The 19,358-nt window shown below is 32.1% G+C and carries 20 protein-coding genes; 6 read left to right on the plus strand and 14 right to left on the minus strand.

Annotation, left to right across the window (positions count from 1 at the left end; genetic code table 11):
* Positions 1-4: 4 nt before the first annotated feature.
* The 9 genes from FJOH_RS07480 to FJOH_RS07520 form a co-directional block, all read right to left on the minus strand.
* Entirely contained in the window at positions 5-595 is a 591-nt protein-coding gene (locus FJOH_RS07480) for a hypothetical protein (protein WP_235023005.1), read from the minus strand.
* A gap of 340 nt (positions 596-935) precedes the next feature.
* The gene (locus FJOH_RS07485; protein WP_012023519.1) at positions 936-1,187 is read right to left on the minus strand and encodes a hypothetical protein; all 252 of its coding nucleotides are present in this window, start codon (positions 1,185-1,187) and stop codon (positions 936-938) included.
* 189 nt (positions 1,188-1,376) lie between these two features.
* Positions 1,377-2,123, minus strand: coding sequence for a LytR/AlgR family response regulator transcription factor (locus FJOH_RS07490; protein WP_012023520.1), 747 nt, complete (start codon positions 2,121-2,123; stop codon positions 1,377-1,379).
* A gap of 1 nt (position 2,124) precedes the next feature.
* Positions 2,125-3,855 carry a tetratricopeptide repeat-containing sensor histidine kinase gene (locus FJOH_RS07495; RefSeq protein WP_012023521.1) on the minus strand — a complete coding sequence of 577 codons (1,731 nt, stop codon included), beginning with the start codon at positions 3,853-3,855 and terminating at the stop codon, positions 2,125-2,127.
* Between the two features lie 87 nt (positions 3,856-3,942).
* Entirely contained in the window at positions 3,943-4,347 is a 405-nt protein-coding gene (locus FJOH_RS07500) for a hypothetical protein (RefSeq protein ID WP_012023522.1), read from the minus strand.
* 225 nt (positions 4,348-4,572) lie between these two features.
* Positions 4,573-6,717 carry a polyribonucleotide nucleotidyltransferase gene (locus FJOH_RS07505; protein ID WP_012023523.1) on the minus strand — a complete coding sequence of 715 codons (2,145 nt, stop codon included), beginning with the start codon at positions 6,715-6,717 and terminating at the stop codon, positions 4,573-4,575.
* A 179-nt stretch (positions 6,718-6,896) separates the two neighbouring features.
* Complete coding sequence (gene rpsO / locus FJOH_RS07510; protein WP_012023524.1) at positions 6,897-7,163, minus strand: 30S ribosomal protein S15; 267 nt, start codon at positions 7,161-7,163, stop codon at positions 6,897-6,899.
* A 185-nt stretch (positions 7,164-7,348) separates the two neighbouring features.
* A complete protein-coding gene (locus tag FJOH_RS07515) occupies positions 7,349-8,044 on the minus strand; it encodes a toxin-antitoxin system YwqK family antitoxin (protein ID WP_012023525.1) in 696 nt (231 codons plus the stop codon).
* A 34-nt stretch (positions 8,045-8,078) separates the two neighbouring features.
* The gene (locus FJOH_RS07520; protein WP_012023526.1) at positions 8,079-8,534 is read right to left on the minus strand and encodes a GAF domain-containing protein; all 456 of its coding nucleotides are present in this window, start codon (positions 8,532-8,534) and stop codon (positions 8,079-8,081) included.
* A gap of 71 nt (positions 8,535-8,605) precedes the next feature.
* On the opposite strand from FJOH_RS07520, the gene xrtF reads away from it, so the two are divergent.
* The 6 genes from xrtF (at position 8,606) to FJOH_RS07550 (ending at position 13,382) form a co-directional block, all read left to right on the plus strand.
* A complete protein-coding gene (gene xrtF / locus FJOH_RS07525; protein WP_012023527.1) occupies positions 8,606-9,142 on the plus strand; it encodes an exosortase family protein XrtF in 537 nt (178 codons plus the stop codon).
* A complete protein-coding gene (locus FJOH_RS07530; RefSeq protein WP_012023528.1) occupies positions 9,132-9,578 on the plus strand; it encodes an exosortase F system-associated membrane protein in 447 nt (148 codons plus the stop codon). Before xrtF ends, FJOH_RS07530 begins: the two co-directional genes overlap by 11 nt.
* Before the next feature lie 46 nt (positions 9,579-9,624).
* Entirely contained in the window at positions 9,625-10,023 is a 399-nt protein-coding gene (locus FJOH_RS07535) for an HYC_CC_PP family protein (RefSeq protein WP_012023529.1), read from the plus strand.
* A 111-nt stretch (positions 10,024-10,134) separates the two neighbouring features.
* Positions 10,135-12,141 carry a TonB-dependent receptor plug domain-containing protein gene (locus FJOH_RS07540; protein WP_012023530.1) on the plus strand — a complete coding sequence of 669 codons (2,007 nt, stop codon included), beginning with the start codon at positions 10,135-10,137 and terminating at the stop codon, positions 12,139-12,141.
* A gap of 87 nt (positions 12,142-12,228) precedes the next feature.
* Entirely contained in the window at positions 12,229-12,573 is a 345-nt protein-coding gene (locus FJOH_RS07545; RefSeq protein ID WP_012023531.1) for a heavy-metal-associated domain-containing protein, read from the plus strand.
* A gap of 128 nt (positions 12,574-12,701) precedes the next feature.
* Complete coding sequence (locus FJOH_RS07550; protein WP_012023532.1) at positions 12,702-13,382, plus strand: DedA family protein; 681 nt, start codon at positions 12,702-12,704, stop codon at positions 13,380-13,382.
* 246 nt (positions 13,383-13,628) lie between these two features.
* Here the strand turns inward: FJOH_RS07550 and rodA are convergent, their stop codons facing one another.
* From rodA to FJOH_RS07575, 5 genes are all read right to left on the minus strand, one after another.
* Entirely contained in the window at positions 13,629-14,864 is a 1,236-nt protein-coding gene (rodA, locus tag FJOH_RS07555; protein ID WP_012023533.1) for a rod shape-determining protein RodA, read from the minus strand.
* 15 nt (positions 14,865-14,879) lie between these two features.
* Complete coding sequence (mrdA, locus tag FJOH_RS07560) at positions 14,880-16,853, minus strand: penicillin-binding protein 2 (RefSeq protein ID WP_012023534.1); 1,974 nt, start codon at positions 16,851-16,853, stop codon at positions 14,880-14,882.
* Positions 16,850-17,356: a hypothetical protein gene (locus tag FJOH_RS07565; protein ID WP_012023535.1), complete on the minus strand. Its 507-nt coding sequence runs from the start codon at positions 17,354-17,356 to the stop codon at positions 16,850-16,852. The genes mrdA and FJOH_RS07565 overlap by 4 nt, the downstream gene beginning before the upstream one ends.
* Positions 17,349-18,179 carry a rod shape-determining protein MreC gene (gene mreC / locus FJOH_RS07570; protein ID WP_012023536.1) on the minus strand — a complete coding sequence of 277 codons (831 nt, stop codon included), beginning with the start codon at positions 18,177-18,179 and terminating at the stop codon, positions 17,349-17,351. The genes FJOH_RS07565 and mreC overlap by 8 nt, the downstream gene beginning before the upstream one ends.
* A 111-nt stretch (positions 18,180-18,290) precedes the next feature.
* A complete protein-coding gene (locus tag FJOH_RS07575; protein ID WP_008466528.1) occupies positions 18,291-19,319 on the minus strand; it encodes a rod shape-determining protein in 1,029 nt (342 codons plus the stop codon).
* Positions 19,320-19,358: the final 39 nt, after the last annotated feature.

Here is a 19,358-nt window from a genome sequence, read left to right on the forward strand (position 1 = left end):
TGTCTTATTTATTTTGAATAGAAAGAGAATTAGAAATATATTTTATTAAATTTTGCATGAATTGATTTAAGTCAGATTTTTTTAGTTCTCTATTCATTAAATAAAACCCATTGATCTGCTTTTTTTGATCAGGAAAAAGTTTGATAATATCACTTTTTCCTTTAATTGGATAAATCTTATTTTTAAGATCTATAAAAAAAGAATTGTTTTCTTTGAAAAAATAAAACAAACCAGCCTCTGTTGCAGTCTTTTGCTGGTCTTTATGATGTTTTATATAGAAAACAAAATCAGGTGAAATTTTTGTTTCTTCGTAATAGCCTGGTATAAATTCCGGTACAGTCTCATTTTTTTTATCAATTTTGATAAAATTTTTATTTTCAATTGAAAAAGACTCAACTTTACTCTTATTAAGATTTATCCCGATATTTTCAGATTCTCCGTAAGGATTTAAAACTAAGAGGTCGCGATAGATGTCGTATTTTAGTTTTACATCGTAATAATTTTGTCCGTCATAGGTTACTTTTCCTATGTCATATTTGTCAACAAGATAAAGATGCCTGTCATCAATTAGTCTGAAAGGGTTTGTATGTGGCAAGCCGTTATTTAGATCCAAATTGCCCTTGCCAACAGTTTTGTCAAACCAATTGTAAGTATTTATTTCGTTATTTGTTTGGCTGTGAATAACATAAATGTTTAAAAATAATCCAAATAAAATGAGGAAAACGAAGTTTTTTTGATAATTTTTCAAAGGATTCGATGGTTTTTGATGATTGTTTTGGAAGCTCTAAAATTATCAAAAAAAGATTATAAACAAAGGGCAAAATTGTTAAAATGTAATAAAAAATTTATTTTTTGTGACAAAACCCCTATTCCATTAGTATGAAACAAGGGTTTTAGGTGAAATGTTTTTGGGCAAAAAGAGTTTCTATGGATACTTACTCAAAAGAATCATCTGAACTGTCTAGAATTTGATCAAATATTTTCTTTAATGATTTTATGTATAAAGGGAAAAAGACGGCAAGTAAAACATATTCTATTCTTAAAACAGTAACATCATCCAGAATTTTATATAAACTCGGAATTATTATAGCTAATGAAACTGCAACGCCAACCCAGGGATTGTTTATTATTTTTTTGAGAATTGGTAAAATTTTCATTTCTGGTTGTTTTATCGTGGCTGTTTTCATCTATCATTGTTTTGATTTAGGTAGGGTAAAAGTAAATTTGATCTAAGCAAATTGTTATGAAAATGTCATAAAAGCTCTTTTTTGTGTCATGAAAGATGTTGAAGACTCTGCCACTTAAACTTTTTCTTTCAAAAACAAAAAAAATCCCCTTATAGAAAGAGGATTTAGTTTTGTGTGCATTTTTTAGCATTATGACAAGATGTTCATATTTTTTATGAAATCCTTATAGGTGTCACTTAGGTTTATTCGATGGTTTCCTTTTAATATAATAAGATTGTCTGTAAGGAAAATTTCTTCAATTTTAGCAGAATTTACTATAGTGTTACGATGTGTTTTTATGAATTTGTTTTTATCCAGCAGTTCACTGATTTTTGTCAGCGAAATTAAGATTACAAATTTTTCTTTCTCAGTGATGATGTTGCAATAACGTTCTTCAACTTCGATGTAAAGAATATCTTCCAGGGCAACTTTCTTTAAGGAATTTTTCTTTTTAATAAATAATGAATCATTACTTATAACAGTGTTTTGTTCTTCGCTGAGGAATACATTGGTTTGTTCATAAAACTTTTCGACAGCCATTTCTATGGCATATAATATTTCCAGTTCGTTAAAGGGCTTCATTAAAAAGCTAAATGGTCTGGTAAGTTTTGCTCTTTCGAAAATCTGTCTGTCCTGAGAACTAGTTAAAAACACAAAAGGCTTTGATGCCTGCGGAATTATATTTATAGATTCAGCAAACGTTATTCCATCTGGTTTTCCGTCTAGAAAAACATCTATAATTATTACATCAACAACAGTCTCATAAAATAACTTTAAAGCATCTGTAAAGTTAACAGCAACTCCGGCTATATTATAATTGTTTTCGAGTAATACTTTTACAAGAGCATCACTTTGCTCCGGAGTATCTTCTATAATTAAAACATTAATATTATCCATTTCATTTTGTTTTTGGAAAAGTTAATATCATTTTAGTTCCTTTATTGAGTTCACTTTCTATTTCAAATGTACCGCTGTTTTTCTTAATCATCTGCTTGCATAACTGTAAACCCAAACCGGTTCCAATAATTTCTGAATTGCCTTTTTTAGCCAGTAATTCGCCTTCCTGAAGCAATTCGTCGATGGTGTTTCTGCTCATTCCAATTCCTTTATCCTGAATTATGACCTGACAATAATCAGAATCGATTTCATTTGCAGAAAAGGTAATTTGTCCATTTTCTTTCGAAAATTTTATCGCATTGTCTAATAAATTTCTAAATACAATTTTTAGTGAATCAAGGTCTACAAACAAAAAGATGCTTTTTGAAACCAGATTTTCAAATGTAATGGCTTTTTCCAGTAATAAAGGTTTATAATTGTATGCAATTTGTTGAATTACAGAATGCAAATGAATCGATTCTTTATGAAAATACAATTGTTTAGTCTGTAGTAATGCCCAATGTAATAAATTATCTAAAAGGCTGTAAGTACCGTTTGCAATGCTGCTGTTTTGAACAATTAATTGATTTAATTCATCATAATTTTTGGTTTCGAGAGTGGCAGATAATTTTGAATTACTGGATTTTAAAGCATTTACTGAAGAACGTAAATCATGGCTTACTATAGAAAATAATTGATCTTTAGTGGCATTTAGTTCGTCAAGTTTGTTTTTCTGGCGTAAAATAATTTTACTGCTTTTCACTCTTTGTGCATATAAATAAACACCGCCGGTTAAAATTAATAAAAGAGCAATTGCTGAGAAAAATAATGCATTACGCTGGGTGTTTTTTAATTTGTTTTCTACCTGTAATACTTTGATTTCCTTTTGCTTTTGTGCTACCGCAAATTTTTTCTCAAAATCAGCAACAGCCCAAATTTTATTTTGATTATGTACAGAATCTTTCCATTGTTCAGCTTCTTTTCTATATTCTAAAGCTTTTTTTAAATCGCCTTTATTTTCTTCTACCATCGCCATATTAAATGCCGTGGATTCTTTTTTATCGAAATTTTTCGTTTTTTTAGAATACAAATATGCTTTTTCAAAATAAGGAATAGCTTTTGCATCTTGGTATTGTAAATAATAGAGATTTGCAATATTCATATAAATATAAATAAGTGCCTCATTATCTTTTTCTTGTTCTCCAATTTTTTTACTTTTAAAAAGATATTCTTCTGCTTTTTTGAATTTGTTAAGATGTAAGTAACAAACCCCAATATTTTGATAAATAGTACTTACTTTAAATCCTTGTTTACTTGAATAAGGATATTTTTCTATTGCATTAAAATATTCAATTGCTTTTTCAAATTCTTTTAATTGCAGAGAAATTTCCCCTAGAACTTTATTTACTAATGGATAAAAAGTAAAATCTTTCGATATTAATTTTAACTCGGATTTTGCTTCTGTAAATAATTTTTTTTCATTTAAACTAAAACCTCTAAAGTAATGACAATAGTCGTTTAATTCCTTATTACCACTGCTGCTTAAATGCTTCATGGAGTATACTAAAGTCGAGTCCCAATTGTTTTCTTCGAAATAATATTGTGCCTTATTAAAATGAATTTCTTTTTTAAATGTAATCGCTTTTTTTTTGCTTTCAATATTGAAAATCTTATTGGTGGTTTTGTTTTGTGAGAAAAAAAAGAAAGGGCATAAAAGAAAAAGTAGTAAAATAGAAAAGTTAATTTTAAACATAACTTTTAAATATTAATGGTTTAAGTAAAAACATCATTTTCTAATTAAAGTAAATGATGTTTTTGTAATTTTCTATTTTGTATTCTATTAGTCTCCCACTCCAGTTTTAGTTCCTCTAGAAGTTTCAGGATCAACGTTTCTTAAATAAGAGATAACTTCTTTTATTTGAGTTACATCTGTAGAATAATAATCTATCTCAACATACCAAACATCACAAGTTTCAGGTGTATCTTCAGTATAGTCATAATCAAAGTAAATTTCAAGAGATGTCTCTTTTAGTGTAGGTACTGAAACTATTGGGTTTTGAGTAAACTCTGAGTTTATGTACAAAGTTGCTCTTATTTTTAATGTAGGAACTCCTCCTGCACTGATGAAGTTTTCTACAGAAACAAGTGGAGGCAGAGGGTGTTTTAGATGTTGAGGGTCTACGAAGACAAAATCTTCACAGTTGATTTTTGTGTTTTGGATAACTTTGTAACGTGTTAAGTCCATAGATAAGGTTTTTAGGGTTAATAATTTTATTTTTGGAGGTCTAAAGATATTTCATTTCTTTAAGAAAATGTAAGTTTCATCCTGTTTTTTTATAATTTTTACATTTTCTTTATGAAAGAATGTAGAATATTAAGATTGCGCTATGGTTTAGAAAACGAAAAACCCCAACTCAAATACATGAGCTGGGGTTTTCTATGAATAAACCTTTAGTAAACTAAGATCTGATTACTCTTTTTTGTCCTCACGCGGAGGTCTTGGAACAAGTGCTTTTTTAGACACTTTTTCTTTTTTAGTTTTAGGGTCAACTCCTAAATATTTCACTTCAAAGACATCTCCCATTTTAACTACATCAGCAACGTTTTCTGTACGTTCCCAAGCTAATTCAGATACGTGAAGCAATACTTCGTTTCCTGGTGCAGCAGTATATTCTACAACAGCTCCAAAATCAAGCATCTTAATTACTTTTACTTCGTAAGCTTCTCCAACCTGCGGTTTGAAAGTTAATGCATCAATTTTAGCTAATACTGTTTTGATACCTTCTGGATCAGTTCCTAAGATTTCAACTACACCTTGCTCATCAACTTCGTTAATTACGATAGTAGTTCCTGTAGCTTTTTGTAATTCCTGAATTACTTTTCCTCCAGGTCCAATTAATGCTCCAATAAAGTTTCCAGGAATAGTTCTGGTAATAATTTTTGGTGCATGAGCTTTAACATCTGCTCTTGGCGCTGCGATAGTTTCAGTTAATTTACCTAAAATGTGTAAACGTCCATCACGAGCCTGAGCTAAAGCTTGTTCCATGATGTCATAACGTAAACCATCAATTTTGATGTCCATTTGACAAGCTGTGATACCGTCAGCAGTTCCTGTTACTTTAAAGTCCATATCTCCTAAGTGATCTTCATCTCCTAAGATATCAGACAATACAGCAAATTTCTCACCGTCAGTAATTAATCCCATAGCAATACCAGAAACTGGTTTTACCATTTGAACTCCAGCATCCATCAAAGCCATTGTTCCAGCACAAACTGTTGCCATAGAAGAAGAACCGTTAGATTCTAAAACCTCAGAAACAACACGAATTGTATAAGGACAATCTGCAGGAATCATATTTTTTAAAGCTCTTTGAGCTAAGTTACCGTGGCCAACTTCTCTTCTTGAAGTTCCTCTTAATGGTTTTGCTTCACCAGTAGAAAAAGGAGGGAAGTTATAGTGTAAGTAGAATTTTTCTTCACCTTGTTCAGATGGAGAATCGATTTGGTTAGCTTCTCTAGAAGTTCCTAAAGTTACTGTAGCCAAAGCCTGAGTTTCTCCACGTGTAAATAAAGAAGAACCGTGTACAGATGGTAAGTAATCAGTTTCACACCAGATTGGTCTGATTTCTGTAGTTTTTCTTCCATCTAAACGAATTCCTTTTTCAAGAATTACGTTACGAACAGCTTCCTTGTTTGTCTTGTAGAAATATTTTCCAACTAAACCTGCAAGATCTGCATTTTCAGCATATTCTTCTTCTGTAAACAAAGCTTTTGCTTCTTCTTTTACAGTTGCAAATTTTTCACCTCTTTCTGCTTTTCCAGAAGCTTCTTGTGCAATTGCATAACATTTATCGTAAGCAGCAGCTTTTACTTTAGCATAAACAGCTTCGTCTTCAACTTCACCTTCATAAGTTCTGTATTCTTGAGAGCTAAGTTTTGCTCTTAATTTTTGCTGAGCATGAATTTGAACTTTAATAGCTTCATGTGCAAATTTGATAGCCTCGATCATTTCAGCTTCTGAGATTTCTTTCATCTCACCTTCAACCATTGCAACAGAATCCAGAGAAGCACCGATCATCATATCGATGTCAGATTTTTCTAATTCAGTTCTGCTTGGGTTGATTACTAATTTTCCGTCTATACGTGCAACACGTACTTCAGAGATTAAGTTGTAAAATGGAATATCTGAAACTGCTAATGCTGCAGATGCTGCTAAACCAGCTAATGCATCTGGCATAACATTGTCATCATGAGACATTAATTGAATCATAACCTGAGTTTCGGCGTGGTAATCGTCTGGGAAAAGCGGACGTAAAACACGGTCAACTAATCTCATCGTTAATACTTCGCTGTCGCTAGGTCTGGCTTCTCTTTTGAAAAATCCTCCTGGGAAACGTCCTGCAGCAGCAAATTTTTCACGGTAATCTACCGTTAATGGTAAAAAGTCAACACCTGGGTTAGATGTTCTTGCAGAAACTGCAGTTGCTAAAAGCATACAGTTTCCTAAACGTACAACAACTGAACCATCGGCTTGTTTTGCTAATTTACCAGTCTCGATTGAGATGCTTCTTCCATCTCCTAAATCGATAATTTCTTGTGAAACTTGTGGAATCATAAATTTTTCCTTTTTGATTATACAATGGGTTTTAGTTGTGTTGTAGTTGTTGTTGTGTGTAGTTGTTGTTATCTAAAACCCAATGAAAAACCAAACTTTTTTTCTTGTAAAGTGCTTGTTATAAACAGCTGTAATGTAAAAACAAAAAGAGGCACTTTCGCACCTCTTTTCTATATTGATTATTTTCTGATATTCAATACTTTGATAATCTCACGATATCTGTTGATATCTTTCTTTTTCAAGTAGTCCAACAAAGCTCTTCTTTTACCTACTAATAGTACAAGAGAACGCTCAGTGTTGTAATCGTGACGATTTTTTTTCAAGTGTTCAGTTAAGTGAGAAATTCTGTAAGTGAACAATGCGATTTGACCTTCAGCTTTACCAGTGTTTTTTGCATCACCGTGTTGTGCGAAGATTTCTTCTTTCTTTTCTTTAGTTAAATACATTCCAATATTGTTTTAATGATTTTTATGTATGTCATACAACTTTTGTAAGACGGGTGCAAAATTAGATTAAAAAAACAGAAAAATCAAAAAAAAATAAAAGAATCTAAAAATAAGACCTAAGAAATTCTTTTTTAATGATTTAGATGTGTCTTTTTCTATAAAAAACAAAGCAGATTTTGATATAATTACTTCAATTTTTGGGCTTTTTTCCCGTTTTGTTTCTCGTTTAAAGACGAATAAGTCAATTGTATGTTGTTTTCATCTGTACTTACGCCAGAGATTAGAATTCCTTTATCGTAATTGTCAACAAATGTGATTTTTCTCAAACTATCGCTTCCTTCCCAAGAACCTTGTTTCAATCCGTCTTTAATAATGCCTTTTTGTGTTATGAATGTATCTATTTCTTCAAACTCACCGTTTCCATCAGTTACAGTCTGGTTTTTGTTTTCATCCCAGCAATTAAGAATTAAGGTTTGCTGCTTTTTTGTTTTAGAATCCCAAATGTTCTGTTTTTCGCACTTTTTACTCTGATTTTCATACCATGTAATCTCTTTGCCGTTTTTATGGTCGTCAGTATAATTAATAACAGATTCTTTTGCTCCGTTTTTATAATAACAAATAAACTCGCCGTCTTTCTTCAAAATATCACGATCGAGAGTAGCACCTGTCATTTTTTTTCGGCCGTTTTTATAAAAATCTGTTATAACATAGCGTATGCTTTTTTGAGAATAATTTGTAATTACTCTTGTGTAACTGTAATTATCGGGTGTGCATTCACGATTCAATGAGTCTAAAAAGATTTTTTTAGACATCATGCTAATTTGTGCAGACAGATTAACTGAAAGTATCAGAAGCAAAAAGATAAAGATGTTTCTTTTCATTCAGTTCTATTTTTTTATCTTAAAAATAGTTCTTCTAGAATAATTTAGCAACTTCTTGATTCACAAATTCTAAAAATCTTTCGTCGGCTTCTGTAAAAGGGTCGATAACATGGCTGTCAATATCAATTTGCCCAATGTTTACTCCATTTACAAACAAAGGAACAACGATTTCAGATTTAACGGTTAAACTGCATGCAATATAATTGTCTTGAGCTTTTACGTCTGGCACTACAAAATTTGCATTGCTTTCTGCAACCTGACCACAGATTCCTTTTCCGAATGGAATAACAGTATGATCAGTTTCGGCACCCACATAAGGGCCTAAATGAAGTGTTTTGTTTTCGAGGTTGGCAAAATAAAATCCTACCCAGTTGTAATATTCTACATTTTCATTTAAAAGCTGGCAGACAGCTAATAGTTTTTCGTCTCTAACTTTATTATTGTCAGATATTATAGCGCTTATTTTTGGTTGTAATTCTTGAAATGTCATGATTTGAAAATTTTATACAAAAGTATTTAAAGCTAAACTCAAAAAATACATAAATTTGAAAAAAAAATCTGTTGAGAAAATATCTAGTTCAATTCAAGCCGTTTTTAATTTTTATAGGTACTTTTTTTGCTGCTTATATAATCCTTACGGTTGTATATAAATTTTATTTAAACAGCCTTAGGCCAGATGAAGTAGATGCGGTAACTAATTGGGTTGGTCATAATGTAGAGCAGCTGCTTTTGATGTTCAATTATGATATTAAAATTCAGCAGGGTTTTGCTTCTCCGTGGTTAGAAGTTTGGTTTAATAATAAATATGGCGTTCGTATAGTTGAAGGCTGTAATGCCGTAAGCGTTATTATTTTATTTATTTCATTTGTACTCGCTTTTTCGGGTAAGTTAAAAGTTACGCTGCTTTATATTTTGTTCGGAATAGTGTTTATATACATTTTAAATGTAGCTCGTATAGCATTGTTAACTGTTTTGTTGTTTCATTATCCTGAAAAATCACATCTTTTACACGGGGTTTTATTTCCGCTGATTATTTACGGGTCTGTATTTATTTTATGGGTTTTATGGGTTAATAAATTTTCAAAATATGCTAAATAGAATAGTAGAGCAAAAGAAGAAAATTTTTATCTCCATAATTATTATCTTCTGTTTTGGCTTAATTAGAGCTTTTGAAAAATCATTGTTTTATGATCCCTTTTTGGTGTATTTTGAATCTACTTTCAAAGGTCTGCCATTGCCGGATGTTGATTTGTTTAAGCTCTTTTATAATCTGCTGTTTCGTTTTGCGCTTAACACAATCCTGTCACTTGTTTTAATTTACACACTTTTTAAGGACAAAGGAATTCTAAATTTCAGTGCTTTTTTATACCTCTTTTTTGGATTAATACTTTTTATAATGTTTTTTATAATTCTAAGATATTTTCCAGAAAACAGCTGGCTTCTTTTTTATGTCCGACGTTTTATAATCCAGCCTATATTTGTGCTTTTATTTATTCCTGCATTTTATTATCAATTTCAAAATTTAAAAAAATAACATTTTATTAGATTTTTATTCAAACCATTTTAGGTATTTTTGCCGTATGAGTATAAAGAAATGTACATTTCTATTTTTAGCTTTCCTCCTGTTGGTTTCCAACACAGGATTTGCTTTTGATGTACATTATTGCGGCGGAAAAATAGCCTCGGTTTCTTTAAATACTTCTGCCTCGGCATCTCCTGAAAAAAAATGCTGCGGCGATAAAGAAGGAAAATCATCTTGTTGTAAAGACAAAGTTGTTCACCTTGAAAAAAAATCAGATGATGCAACTTTTAAGATTTTCTTTTTTCAATTAGCCTTTCCTGCTGTAATTCAGGAATACAAGCCAATTGCGTTTTTGTCTGTTCCAAATTTCAAAAACAATCAAATCATTTCGTATTATTCTGATGCGAATGCGCCCCCGCTGTTCAAATTATACAATCAATACATTTTTTATTCCTGATTTTAATATTTAGAATCAAGCTGTCTTTGTATGGCTTGCAATTTATTGTTTAAAGTTTCTAAGTTTCGAAACTTTAAATGTCATTTCTAAATACTATTAAAATCTTTTTTTATGCAAAAAAATATCATGCTTTTTGTGGTGTTTTTGCTTTCGATTTCTGTGTTTTCTCAGGAAGATTTAGAGGAAGTAAAAATCACAAAAAAGCAAAAAGGAATTAAAAAATCTTATACGCTTACTTCAAATACATCTCTAATTACCAGTAAAGAACTTTTAAAAGCCGCTTGTTGTAATCTGGCAGAAAGCTTCGAAACAAATCCATCAATTGATGTTAATTTTTCTGATGCTTTAACAGGAACAAAGCAAATTAAAATGCTTGGGCTGACAAGTCCGTATTTAATGATTACCGAGGAAAATATTCCTTCGGTTCGTGGCGCATCTCAGGCTTATGGTTTGTCTTTTACGCCTGGAACCTGGATCGAAAGTGTACAGATTACAAAAGGTGCCGGAAGTGTTATTAATGGCTACGAAAGTATTTCGGGACAAATAAATACCGAGCTTTTAAAACCATTAAGTGATATTCCATTTTTTCTAAATGCCTATAGTTCTACCGATTCCAGATTTGAGCTGAATACCCATTTCAATAAAAAACTGTCTGATAAATGGGCAACAAGTTTGTTTGTACATGGAAATGCGCGTGTGGCAAAAAATGACATGAACCATGATGGATTTTTGGATAATCCGCTGGGAAAACAAATAAACGTTTTAAACCGTTATCAATATTATGATCCCGAAAGTGGTTTGGTAAGTTTTATCAATTTCAGATATATGAATGATAAAAAACAAACCGGAGAAGTTGATTTTGATAAAGACCGTGACCGTGGTACAACAAATCATTGGGGATCTGAAATTAATACAGAGCGTTTTGATGTTTCAACAAAAATTGGTTACGTTTTTAAAGATATGCCTTATCAAAGTATTGGCTTTCAAAACGCTTTTAACAGTCATAAACAAGATTCGTATTTTGGTCTGAATTTATATGATATTAAACAGAATAGTTTTTATTCTAATTTAATTTTCAATTCGATTATCAATAATACAATGCATAAGTTCACAACGGGTTTGAACTTTTCATACGATCAATATCAGGAATTTGTGAATGCTAATGATTACAGCCGAATCGATAATTCGGTTGGTGCGTTTTTTGAATATACTTATGACAATACAGATAATTTCAGTATTATTTTAGGCGGAAGAGTCGATAACCATAACCGATTAGGCTTTTTTGCGACACCGCGTTTACATGTGCGGTACAATCCATGGAAAAATGGAGTACTTCGTTTTTCTGCCGGAAGAGGAAAACGTTCGGCTAATATTTTTGCAGAAAACCAACAGCTTTTTGCAAGTTCTAGAACGTTCTCAATTTTGGATAAGAATGGAAAAATCTACGGCTTAAATCCTGAAATTGCATGGAATTACGGAATCAGTTTTTCGCAGAAATTTAAAATTTTCAATAAAAATGCCGAAGCAGGATTTGATCTATACAGAACCGATTTTCAAAATCAGGCCATTGTTGATATAATGCAGAGTCCGCAGGATGTTTTGTTTTATAATTTAAAAGGAAGTTCTTTCGCAAACAGTCTTCAGGTTGAGTTTAATTATGAACTTATTCATAATTTAAATTTAAGAACAGCTTATAAATATTACGACATCCAGACTGATTATTTAAGAGGAACTTTTCAGCGTCCGCTTCAGGCAAAACATCGTTTTCTTGGAAATTTAGAATATGAAACGACTTTAAAAAACGATAAACAATGGAAGTTTGATTATACTTTTAACTGGTCGGGAAAACAGCAATTGCCTTATACAGCTTCGAATCCGGCAGAAGATCAGTTCCCTGATTTTTCACCTTCTTATGCTGTTATGAATGCACAGGTTACAAGAGTTTTTTCACCTGTTTTTGAAGTATATGCAGGCGGAGAAAACATTGGAAATTATAAACAGCAAAAAGCAATACTTGGGGCAAATGATCCTTTTGGGCCAAATTTTGATGCCTCTGTAGCATATGCGCCAATTTTTGGGCAGATGTATTATGCGGGATTACGATTTAAGATAAAATAACGGATCAATATCAATAACAATATCAATAACAATATCAATAACAATATCAATATCAATAATAAATTTATAACACTAAATAATAGACAAATGAAAAATTTGATTTTAATCGCGATGATTACTTTTTTAGGATTTTCGGCTCAGGCTCAAACCAAAAAGAATAAAAATTTAAAATATACTACTGAAGTAAACGGTAACTGTGAACAATGTAAAAAGCGTATAGAGAAAGCTGCATATGGTGTTCCGGGTGTAAAAACAGCATCTTGGGATATCAGCTCACATCAATTGGCTGTAATTTTAAATGAAGAGAAATCTTCGCCAAAAGATTTAAATCTGGCAATTGCAAAGGCAGGGCATGATACTAAAGATGCTAAAGCAACAGATGCCGATTATGAAAATTTGCATTCTTGCTGTAAGTACGAAAGAGAAAAATAATTTTTTAAGCCCGAGTTACGAACTCGGGCTTTTTTAATAGTTAATTTATCTTTAAAATATGGCTTTTAATTGTGGTTAAAGCAAATTATTGTTAATTTCACGAACTTATAAATAAACCAAATACATTTATGACTAAGTTTGATTGGACCCAGTTAATAAACCCTGAATTTTACATAACTTTAAGTATCGGAGGTTTTGAAATTGGGCTGTTTATTGTTCTGTTTATTGTTTTTGCAGAAACAGGACTTTTTGCAGGTTTTTTTCTACCAGGAGATAGTTTGCTTTTCTTAGCTGGTATTTACAGCCGCGATTTAATTCAAAATGTAGTTTATATCCCAGGTGATTTTATAAATGTGTTTTTGCTTTCGACTGCTGTTGCTATTATGGGAGTTTTAGGAAATATGACAGGCTACTGGTTTGGAGCAAAAAGCGGTTATTATTTATTTAAAAAAGAAGATACATTCTGGTTTAAGAAAAAATATCTTTTACAGTCAAAAGATTTCTTTGAAAAATATGGCGGAAAAGCAATTATATACGCGCGTTTCCTTCCAATCTTTAGAACTTTCGCTCCAATTATTGCAGGGATTGTTTCAATGGACAAAAAGAAATTTATGTTTTTCAATATCCTGAGTTCTTTCTTGTGGTCATTTATCTTAATTTTTGCCGGACATTATTTATACGGAGTGTTCTTAAAACAAGGAATTGATCTAAAACACCACATAGAATATATCATTATTATAATTGTTATTATATCAACTTTCCCGGTTCTTCTAAAACTTTTAAAGAAGAAACCAGTTGAAAAAATATAATTTACTATACAAGGCTAAAAAGTCCGAAGTTCTAAACTTCGGACTTTTTTTATGTCTATTGTTGTCTTTTGAATTTTGATTTAATAGATGTCTCGACGGTTTCAACTGCCGGCAATATTTATGAAATACATTGAGTTTGAAATGCAGAATAATAAAAAGAGAAAAGCTTCAATTCAGTTTTTTAAAAATCTGAATTGAAGCTTTTTTAAAATTATTTATATAGTTGTATTAGGAATTTAAAGTCCCTTACCATTCATTTACTTTATTAGCATCCATTTTTAAGAAGATAAACAGCAAAATAGTGAATCCCCAAAGTCCGGAACCTCCATAAGAAAAGAAGGGCAGAGGCACTCCAATTGTTGGGAAAATTCCAATTACCATGGCAATATTTACAAAGAAGTGTATAAATAAAATTCCGGCAACACAGTAACCGTAAACCCGGCTGAATTTGGTTTTTTGCCTTTCAGCTAAATAAATTACTCTTAAAAATAAACCTGTAAAAAGTAAAATAACAACCAATGAACCGGCAAATCCCCATTCTTCTCCAACAGTAGTAAAGATATAATCGGTATGTTGTTCAGGAACGAAACCTCCTTTGGTTTGTGTTCCTTCTAAAAATCCTTTCCCAATCCATCCTCCAGATCCAATAGCAATTTCAGATTGATTCGTATTGTATCCAATACCTTTCATATCAACCGTTTTTCCAAGAAGGATATTAAAACGGTCTCTGTGGTGTTGTTTAAAAACGTTGTCAAAAACATAATCTACAGAAAGAACAAATCCCGAAATAAGTGCTAGTAAAATGGCACTTAAAAGAATATTTCTGTCAACAGCCCTGCCTTTAAAATGTATAATAATTAATACACCAAGTGCTATTAAGATTACTACATAAGGTTCTAATATCAGGGTTAATACAAATAATAAAATAGTAATAAAACCAGTCCACACATACCATGACGGCAGTCCTTCTCTAAATAAAACCAAAATGAAAACACTATAAATTAAAGCACTTCCAGGATCGGGCTGCGGTAAAATAAGCATTACAGGCAGAAAGACAATTGCTAGTGCTTGTATTTGCCTGTTGGTTTCTTTTAGGTTAATTTGTGTATCACTTAAATATTTGGCTAACGCCAATGAAGTAGCAGCTTTTGCAAACTCAGAAGGCTGAAGTGTAAAACTTCCAATTGCGTACCAGCATCGCTGACCTGCAATTGTTTTACCAAATAAAAACAAACCGGCCAAAGATAAAAGAGCAACACCAAAAATTATACTGGCATATTTTTCATAAAATTTTCCATCAACAAAAAGCACAACAAAAATTAATGGAATTGTACATCCAATAAAAATTAATTGTTTTTGATAGGTTCCATCAGTTGATAATAATGATGATGAGTAAATATTCAGCCACCCTAATACTACCAGCGAAATGTAGATAAAGACACTTATCCAGTCAATATTATTTTTTACACTTTGATTTTTCATTTGAAATAATCTTTGTTAGTTTTTCTTAGTGGTGTCTACCGCTGTTTTTTTTACTTCAGTTGCTGGTGCCGTTGTAACGGGTGCTTTTGGTTTTATGATTTTTGCCTGTAAAACAGAATCTTTTGGTACAGACTCAATTTTAAGAGCTTCGCTTATTCCGCCTAACTTAGCATATTCAGAAACTAAACTTTTATTTAATACTCTTACTTCCAGATCTGTTCTGGTAATTTTGTGTCGCAAGTATTTTTCGATCATTAAACTGGCTATCGGGCCTGCAACTGTTGCTCCAAAACCTCCATTTTCAATCATAACCGCAATAGCAATTTTTGGATTGTCTTTTGGTGCGAACGCAACAAATATAGAGTGGTCTTTAAGTTTTTCTCTTTTACCATTTATTTTAGCATAATTTTCGGCAGTTCCTGTTTTTCCGCAAATATCAATTCCCTCTACTCTAAGAGCGTAAGCAGTACCTTTGTTATAAACATCAAATAAACCGCTGATAACCGGAGGGAAATACTTTTGATCAATTGTAGTCACGTGTTTTGTAGTGAATTTTTCATCAATTTTTTCGCCCTCAATTTTCTTAATGATGTGAGGTGTATAGTAATAACCCTGATTAGCTACTGTTGCCATCATGTTGGCTAATTGAATAGGGGTCATTAAAACCTCTCCCTGACCAATTGCATTCGATACAATGGTTGAACTTCTCCATCCTCCGTTAGGATAGATTTTTTTGTATGTTTTTGATGTTGGAATATTTCCTCTTCTACCGATTGGTAAATCATATCCCATAAATTGGCCTAAACCGAAACTTTTTACGTGGCTGCTCCAAACATCTACAGCTTGTCCCGGATCTTTATACTTATTGATAGTCAGCATGTATGCCTGTCCGAAATAAGTGTTACAAGAATTGTAAATTCCGTTATGCAATTGATGAGGTCCAAAACCGTGGCATTTCATGAAACGACCGCCTCCATAACTAAATCCGTGGTGACACATAAAAGTAGTCTGTTCATTAATAACTCCTTCTTGAAGAGCAACAAGACCAGTCAAAATTTTAAATGGAGAACCTGGAGGATACTCAGCTAAAAGTCCTCTGTCGTATAAAGGTTTTGCAATCGAATCGTGATATAAAAGCGTGTAGTTTTTAGATTTTTGTCTTCCAACCAAAATACCCGGATCATAAGAAGGAGCGGTTACTAATGCTAAAATTTCACCCGTTTTAGGTTCGATAGCAACAATTCCACCTCGTTTATTAATCATTAATTCCTCGCCATATTTTTGAAGTTCGGCATCAATGGTTAGGTTGATATCTTCTCCGGCAACGGCGATCGTATCATATTTTCCTTCTTTATATGGACCTATTTCTCGGTTGTATTTGTCTTTTTGAATGTATTTTACACCTTTTACACCGCGTAAAATTTCTTCATAGCTTTGCTCTACACCTTGCTGCCCAATTAAATCTCCACTGTTATAATATGGATTTTTTTTAATTAAGTTTTCGTTTACCTGAGTAATAAAGCCAAAAATATTAGCGCCATAATCTACCTCGTAATCGCGAAGAGAACGTTTTTGGAAATAGAAACCTTCATACTTTCTGATTTTTTCCTGAAAAGCAGCAAATTCATTTTTGTTTAACTGCGATAAGAAAACAGATGGGAGTCTTGGGCTGTAAACTTTTGCCTTTGCAATTCTTTTGTCATATTCTTCACGAGTGATATTTAACAATGCGCAAAATTCTTCAATGTTTATATCTTTTCCAATTTCTCTTGGAATAACCATGATATCATAAGAAGCCTGATTGGCAACTAATAATTTACCATTTCGGTCATAAATATAACCACGTTCAGGATAGTCATAGACTTTTTTAATTGCATTATTTTCTGATTTCAATTTGAATGAATCGTCAATAATCTGCAGATAAAAGATCCGAATCACTAGCAAAGATGCTGCAATAATAATTAAAGAGGGCAGCAGAACTTTTCTCATCGTTTATTGGGCTTAATAATGTAAATTATTATAATTGAAGTGATTATTGTAAAAATGGTGCTAAACAGAGTTCTTAGTAAAATATCTATTATGAACTTAAACTGAAAAGCTTCCAGCGTAAAAAGTACGATGTGATGCAGCAGGACAGATACTAATATAAATGAGAACCGCTCAGGAGTTAAAGATTCATTTAGTTTGATAGTTTGATATTCATAACTTAATCCAAATGAAAATTTAAAGAAATAAGGTCTGTAATATGCTAATATAACGCAGGCTGTTGCGTGAATTCCGCCTGAGTTGCAAAACATATCCATAACTAATCCTAATAGAAAACTCGAAACAATGAGTCCAGCTCGATTGCTGTTTACCGGATATAAAATAATATATAAGATATATGGGAAAGGACTTATGTAGCCTAAAAAATTCATGTTGTTAAAAATAACAACCTGAATTGCCAGCAGCATAATGAATCGAAAAATATTTACCAACAAAGCACTACTCATCTTTTTCTTTGCTTTTCTTTTCTAAATTAATAAGTTCTTCTCTGTCCTTACTTTTAATAATATATACGTGTCCTAAGTTGGTCATATCATTAAATAACTTAACGTTTATGACATAGTAACTTGTGTTCTTTTTAATGTAAATTTTATCTACAGTTCCAATGTTTATTCCTTCAGGGAAAATTACAGATTGTCCTCCGGTAACAATAGTGTCGCCTTTTCTAATTGAAGCTAATCTAGGAACATCTTCTAATTGAACAAATCCTGTGCTTTTTCCATCCCAGGTTAAAGAACCAAAGTGATTTGATTTTTTTATTTTAGCATTGATCTGTGATTTCATATTCAAAATACTTACCACAGTTGAGTAATTTGCCGAAGTATTATCTACAACTCCAATAATACCTAAACTATTTATAACTCCCATATCTTGTTTAACTCCTTCCTTTTTTCCTGAGTTAAGTGTGATAAAGTTTTCGTGTGTATTGTAAGAGTTGTGAATTACTTTTGAAACTATGATATCGGCAGGTTTAACTCCTCTAATGCTGTCTGGAAAAGGTGCCTTTGTGGTGTCTTCTTTATTAAATAAAAGACTTTTTAACCTTGCGTTTTCAAGTACAAGCTCGTCATTTTCAGCTCTTAAATTCAAATATTCGTTTACACGATTGATTCTCTCATAAACACCTCCGCTTAAAAAATTAGCCGAACTGATTACTCTGCTTCTGTGATAGGAATGCGATTGAATTGTAAGAGTCAACGAAATACCTAAAAGCAGCAAAAACAGTAACCGATTACTGTTTCTTATAATGAAATTAAAAATTTGCTGCATTTCTTGTCTGGTTATTTTGTTTCAGGATATGCTTTAAGGTTTCAGAATTATTAGAGTCAAATATTAAAAATTTGACTCTAATAAAAGTATATTGGTTGTTATTTTTTGATCTTATTTGATTAAGATACTTTTAAATTTTGCAATGTTTTTAAGGGCCATTCCTGTACCACGTACAACTGCTCTTAAAGGATCTTCGGCAATGTAAACAGGTAAATCTGTTTTTTGTGAAATACGTTTGTCAAGACCTCTTAACATAGATCCACCACCAGCTAAATAAATACCAGTGTTGTAAATATCTGCAGCTAATTCAGGCGGAGTCTGCGATAATGTTTCCATTACAGCATCTTCGATACGCTGGATAGATTTGTCTAAAGCTTTTGCAATCTCACGGTAAGAAACATCTACTTGTTTTGGTTTACCTGTAAGCAAATCTCTACCTTGAACTGACATATCTTCCGGCGGTCCGTCTAAATCTTCGATAGCCGCTCCAATTTGAATTTTAATTTTTTCAGCAGTACTTTCTCCCACAAAAAGGTTGTGTTGTGTACGCATATAATAAACGATATCATTTGTGAAAACGTCACCCGCAATTTTTACAGATTTGTCACATACAATTCCGCCTAAAGCGATAACAGCAATTTCTGTTGTACCACCTCCAATATCAACAATCATGTTTCCTTTTGGCTGCATAATGTCGATACCAATACCAATTGCTGCTGCCATTGGCTCGTGAATCAAATAAACTTCTTTTCCGTTTACTCTTTCACAAGATTCTTTAACCGCCCTCATCTCCACCTCAGTAATACCAGAAGGAATACAAACTACCATGCGCAGTGCAGGAGTAAACATTCTTTTTTTCAATGCCGGAATACTTTTAATGAACATATTGATCATTTTTTCCGAAGCATCAAAATCTGCAATTACACCATCTTTCAAAGGCCTTATGGTCTTGATGTTTTCATGCGTTTTACCTTGCATCATGTTGGCTTCCTTACCAACAGCAATGATTTTGCCTGATACTCTATCACGTGCTACGATAGATGGACTATCAATAACAACTTTATCATTATGAATGATTAAAGTGTTTGCGGTTCCAAGGTCTATCGCAATATCCTCGGTCATGAAATCAAAAAATCCCATAAGTTTTTTAGGGGTTTAAAATGTTATAAAATAATTTAT

It is taken from the genome of Flavobacterium johnsoniae UW101, assembly GCF_000016645.1.
Taxonomy (GTDB): Bacteria; Bacteroidota; Bacteroidia; order Flavobacteriales; family Flavobacteriaceae; genus Flavobacterium; species Flavobacterium johnsoniae.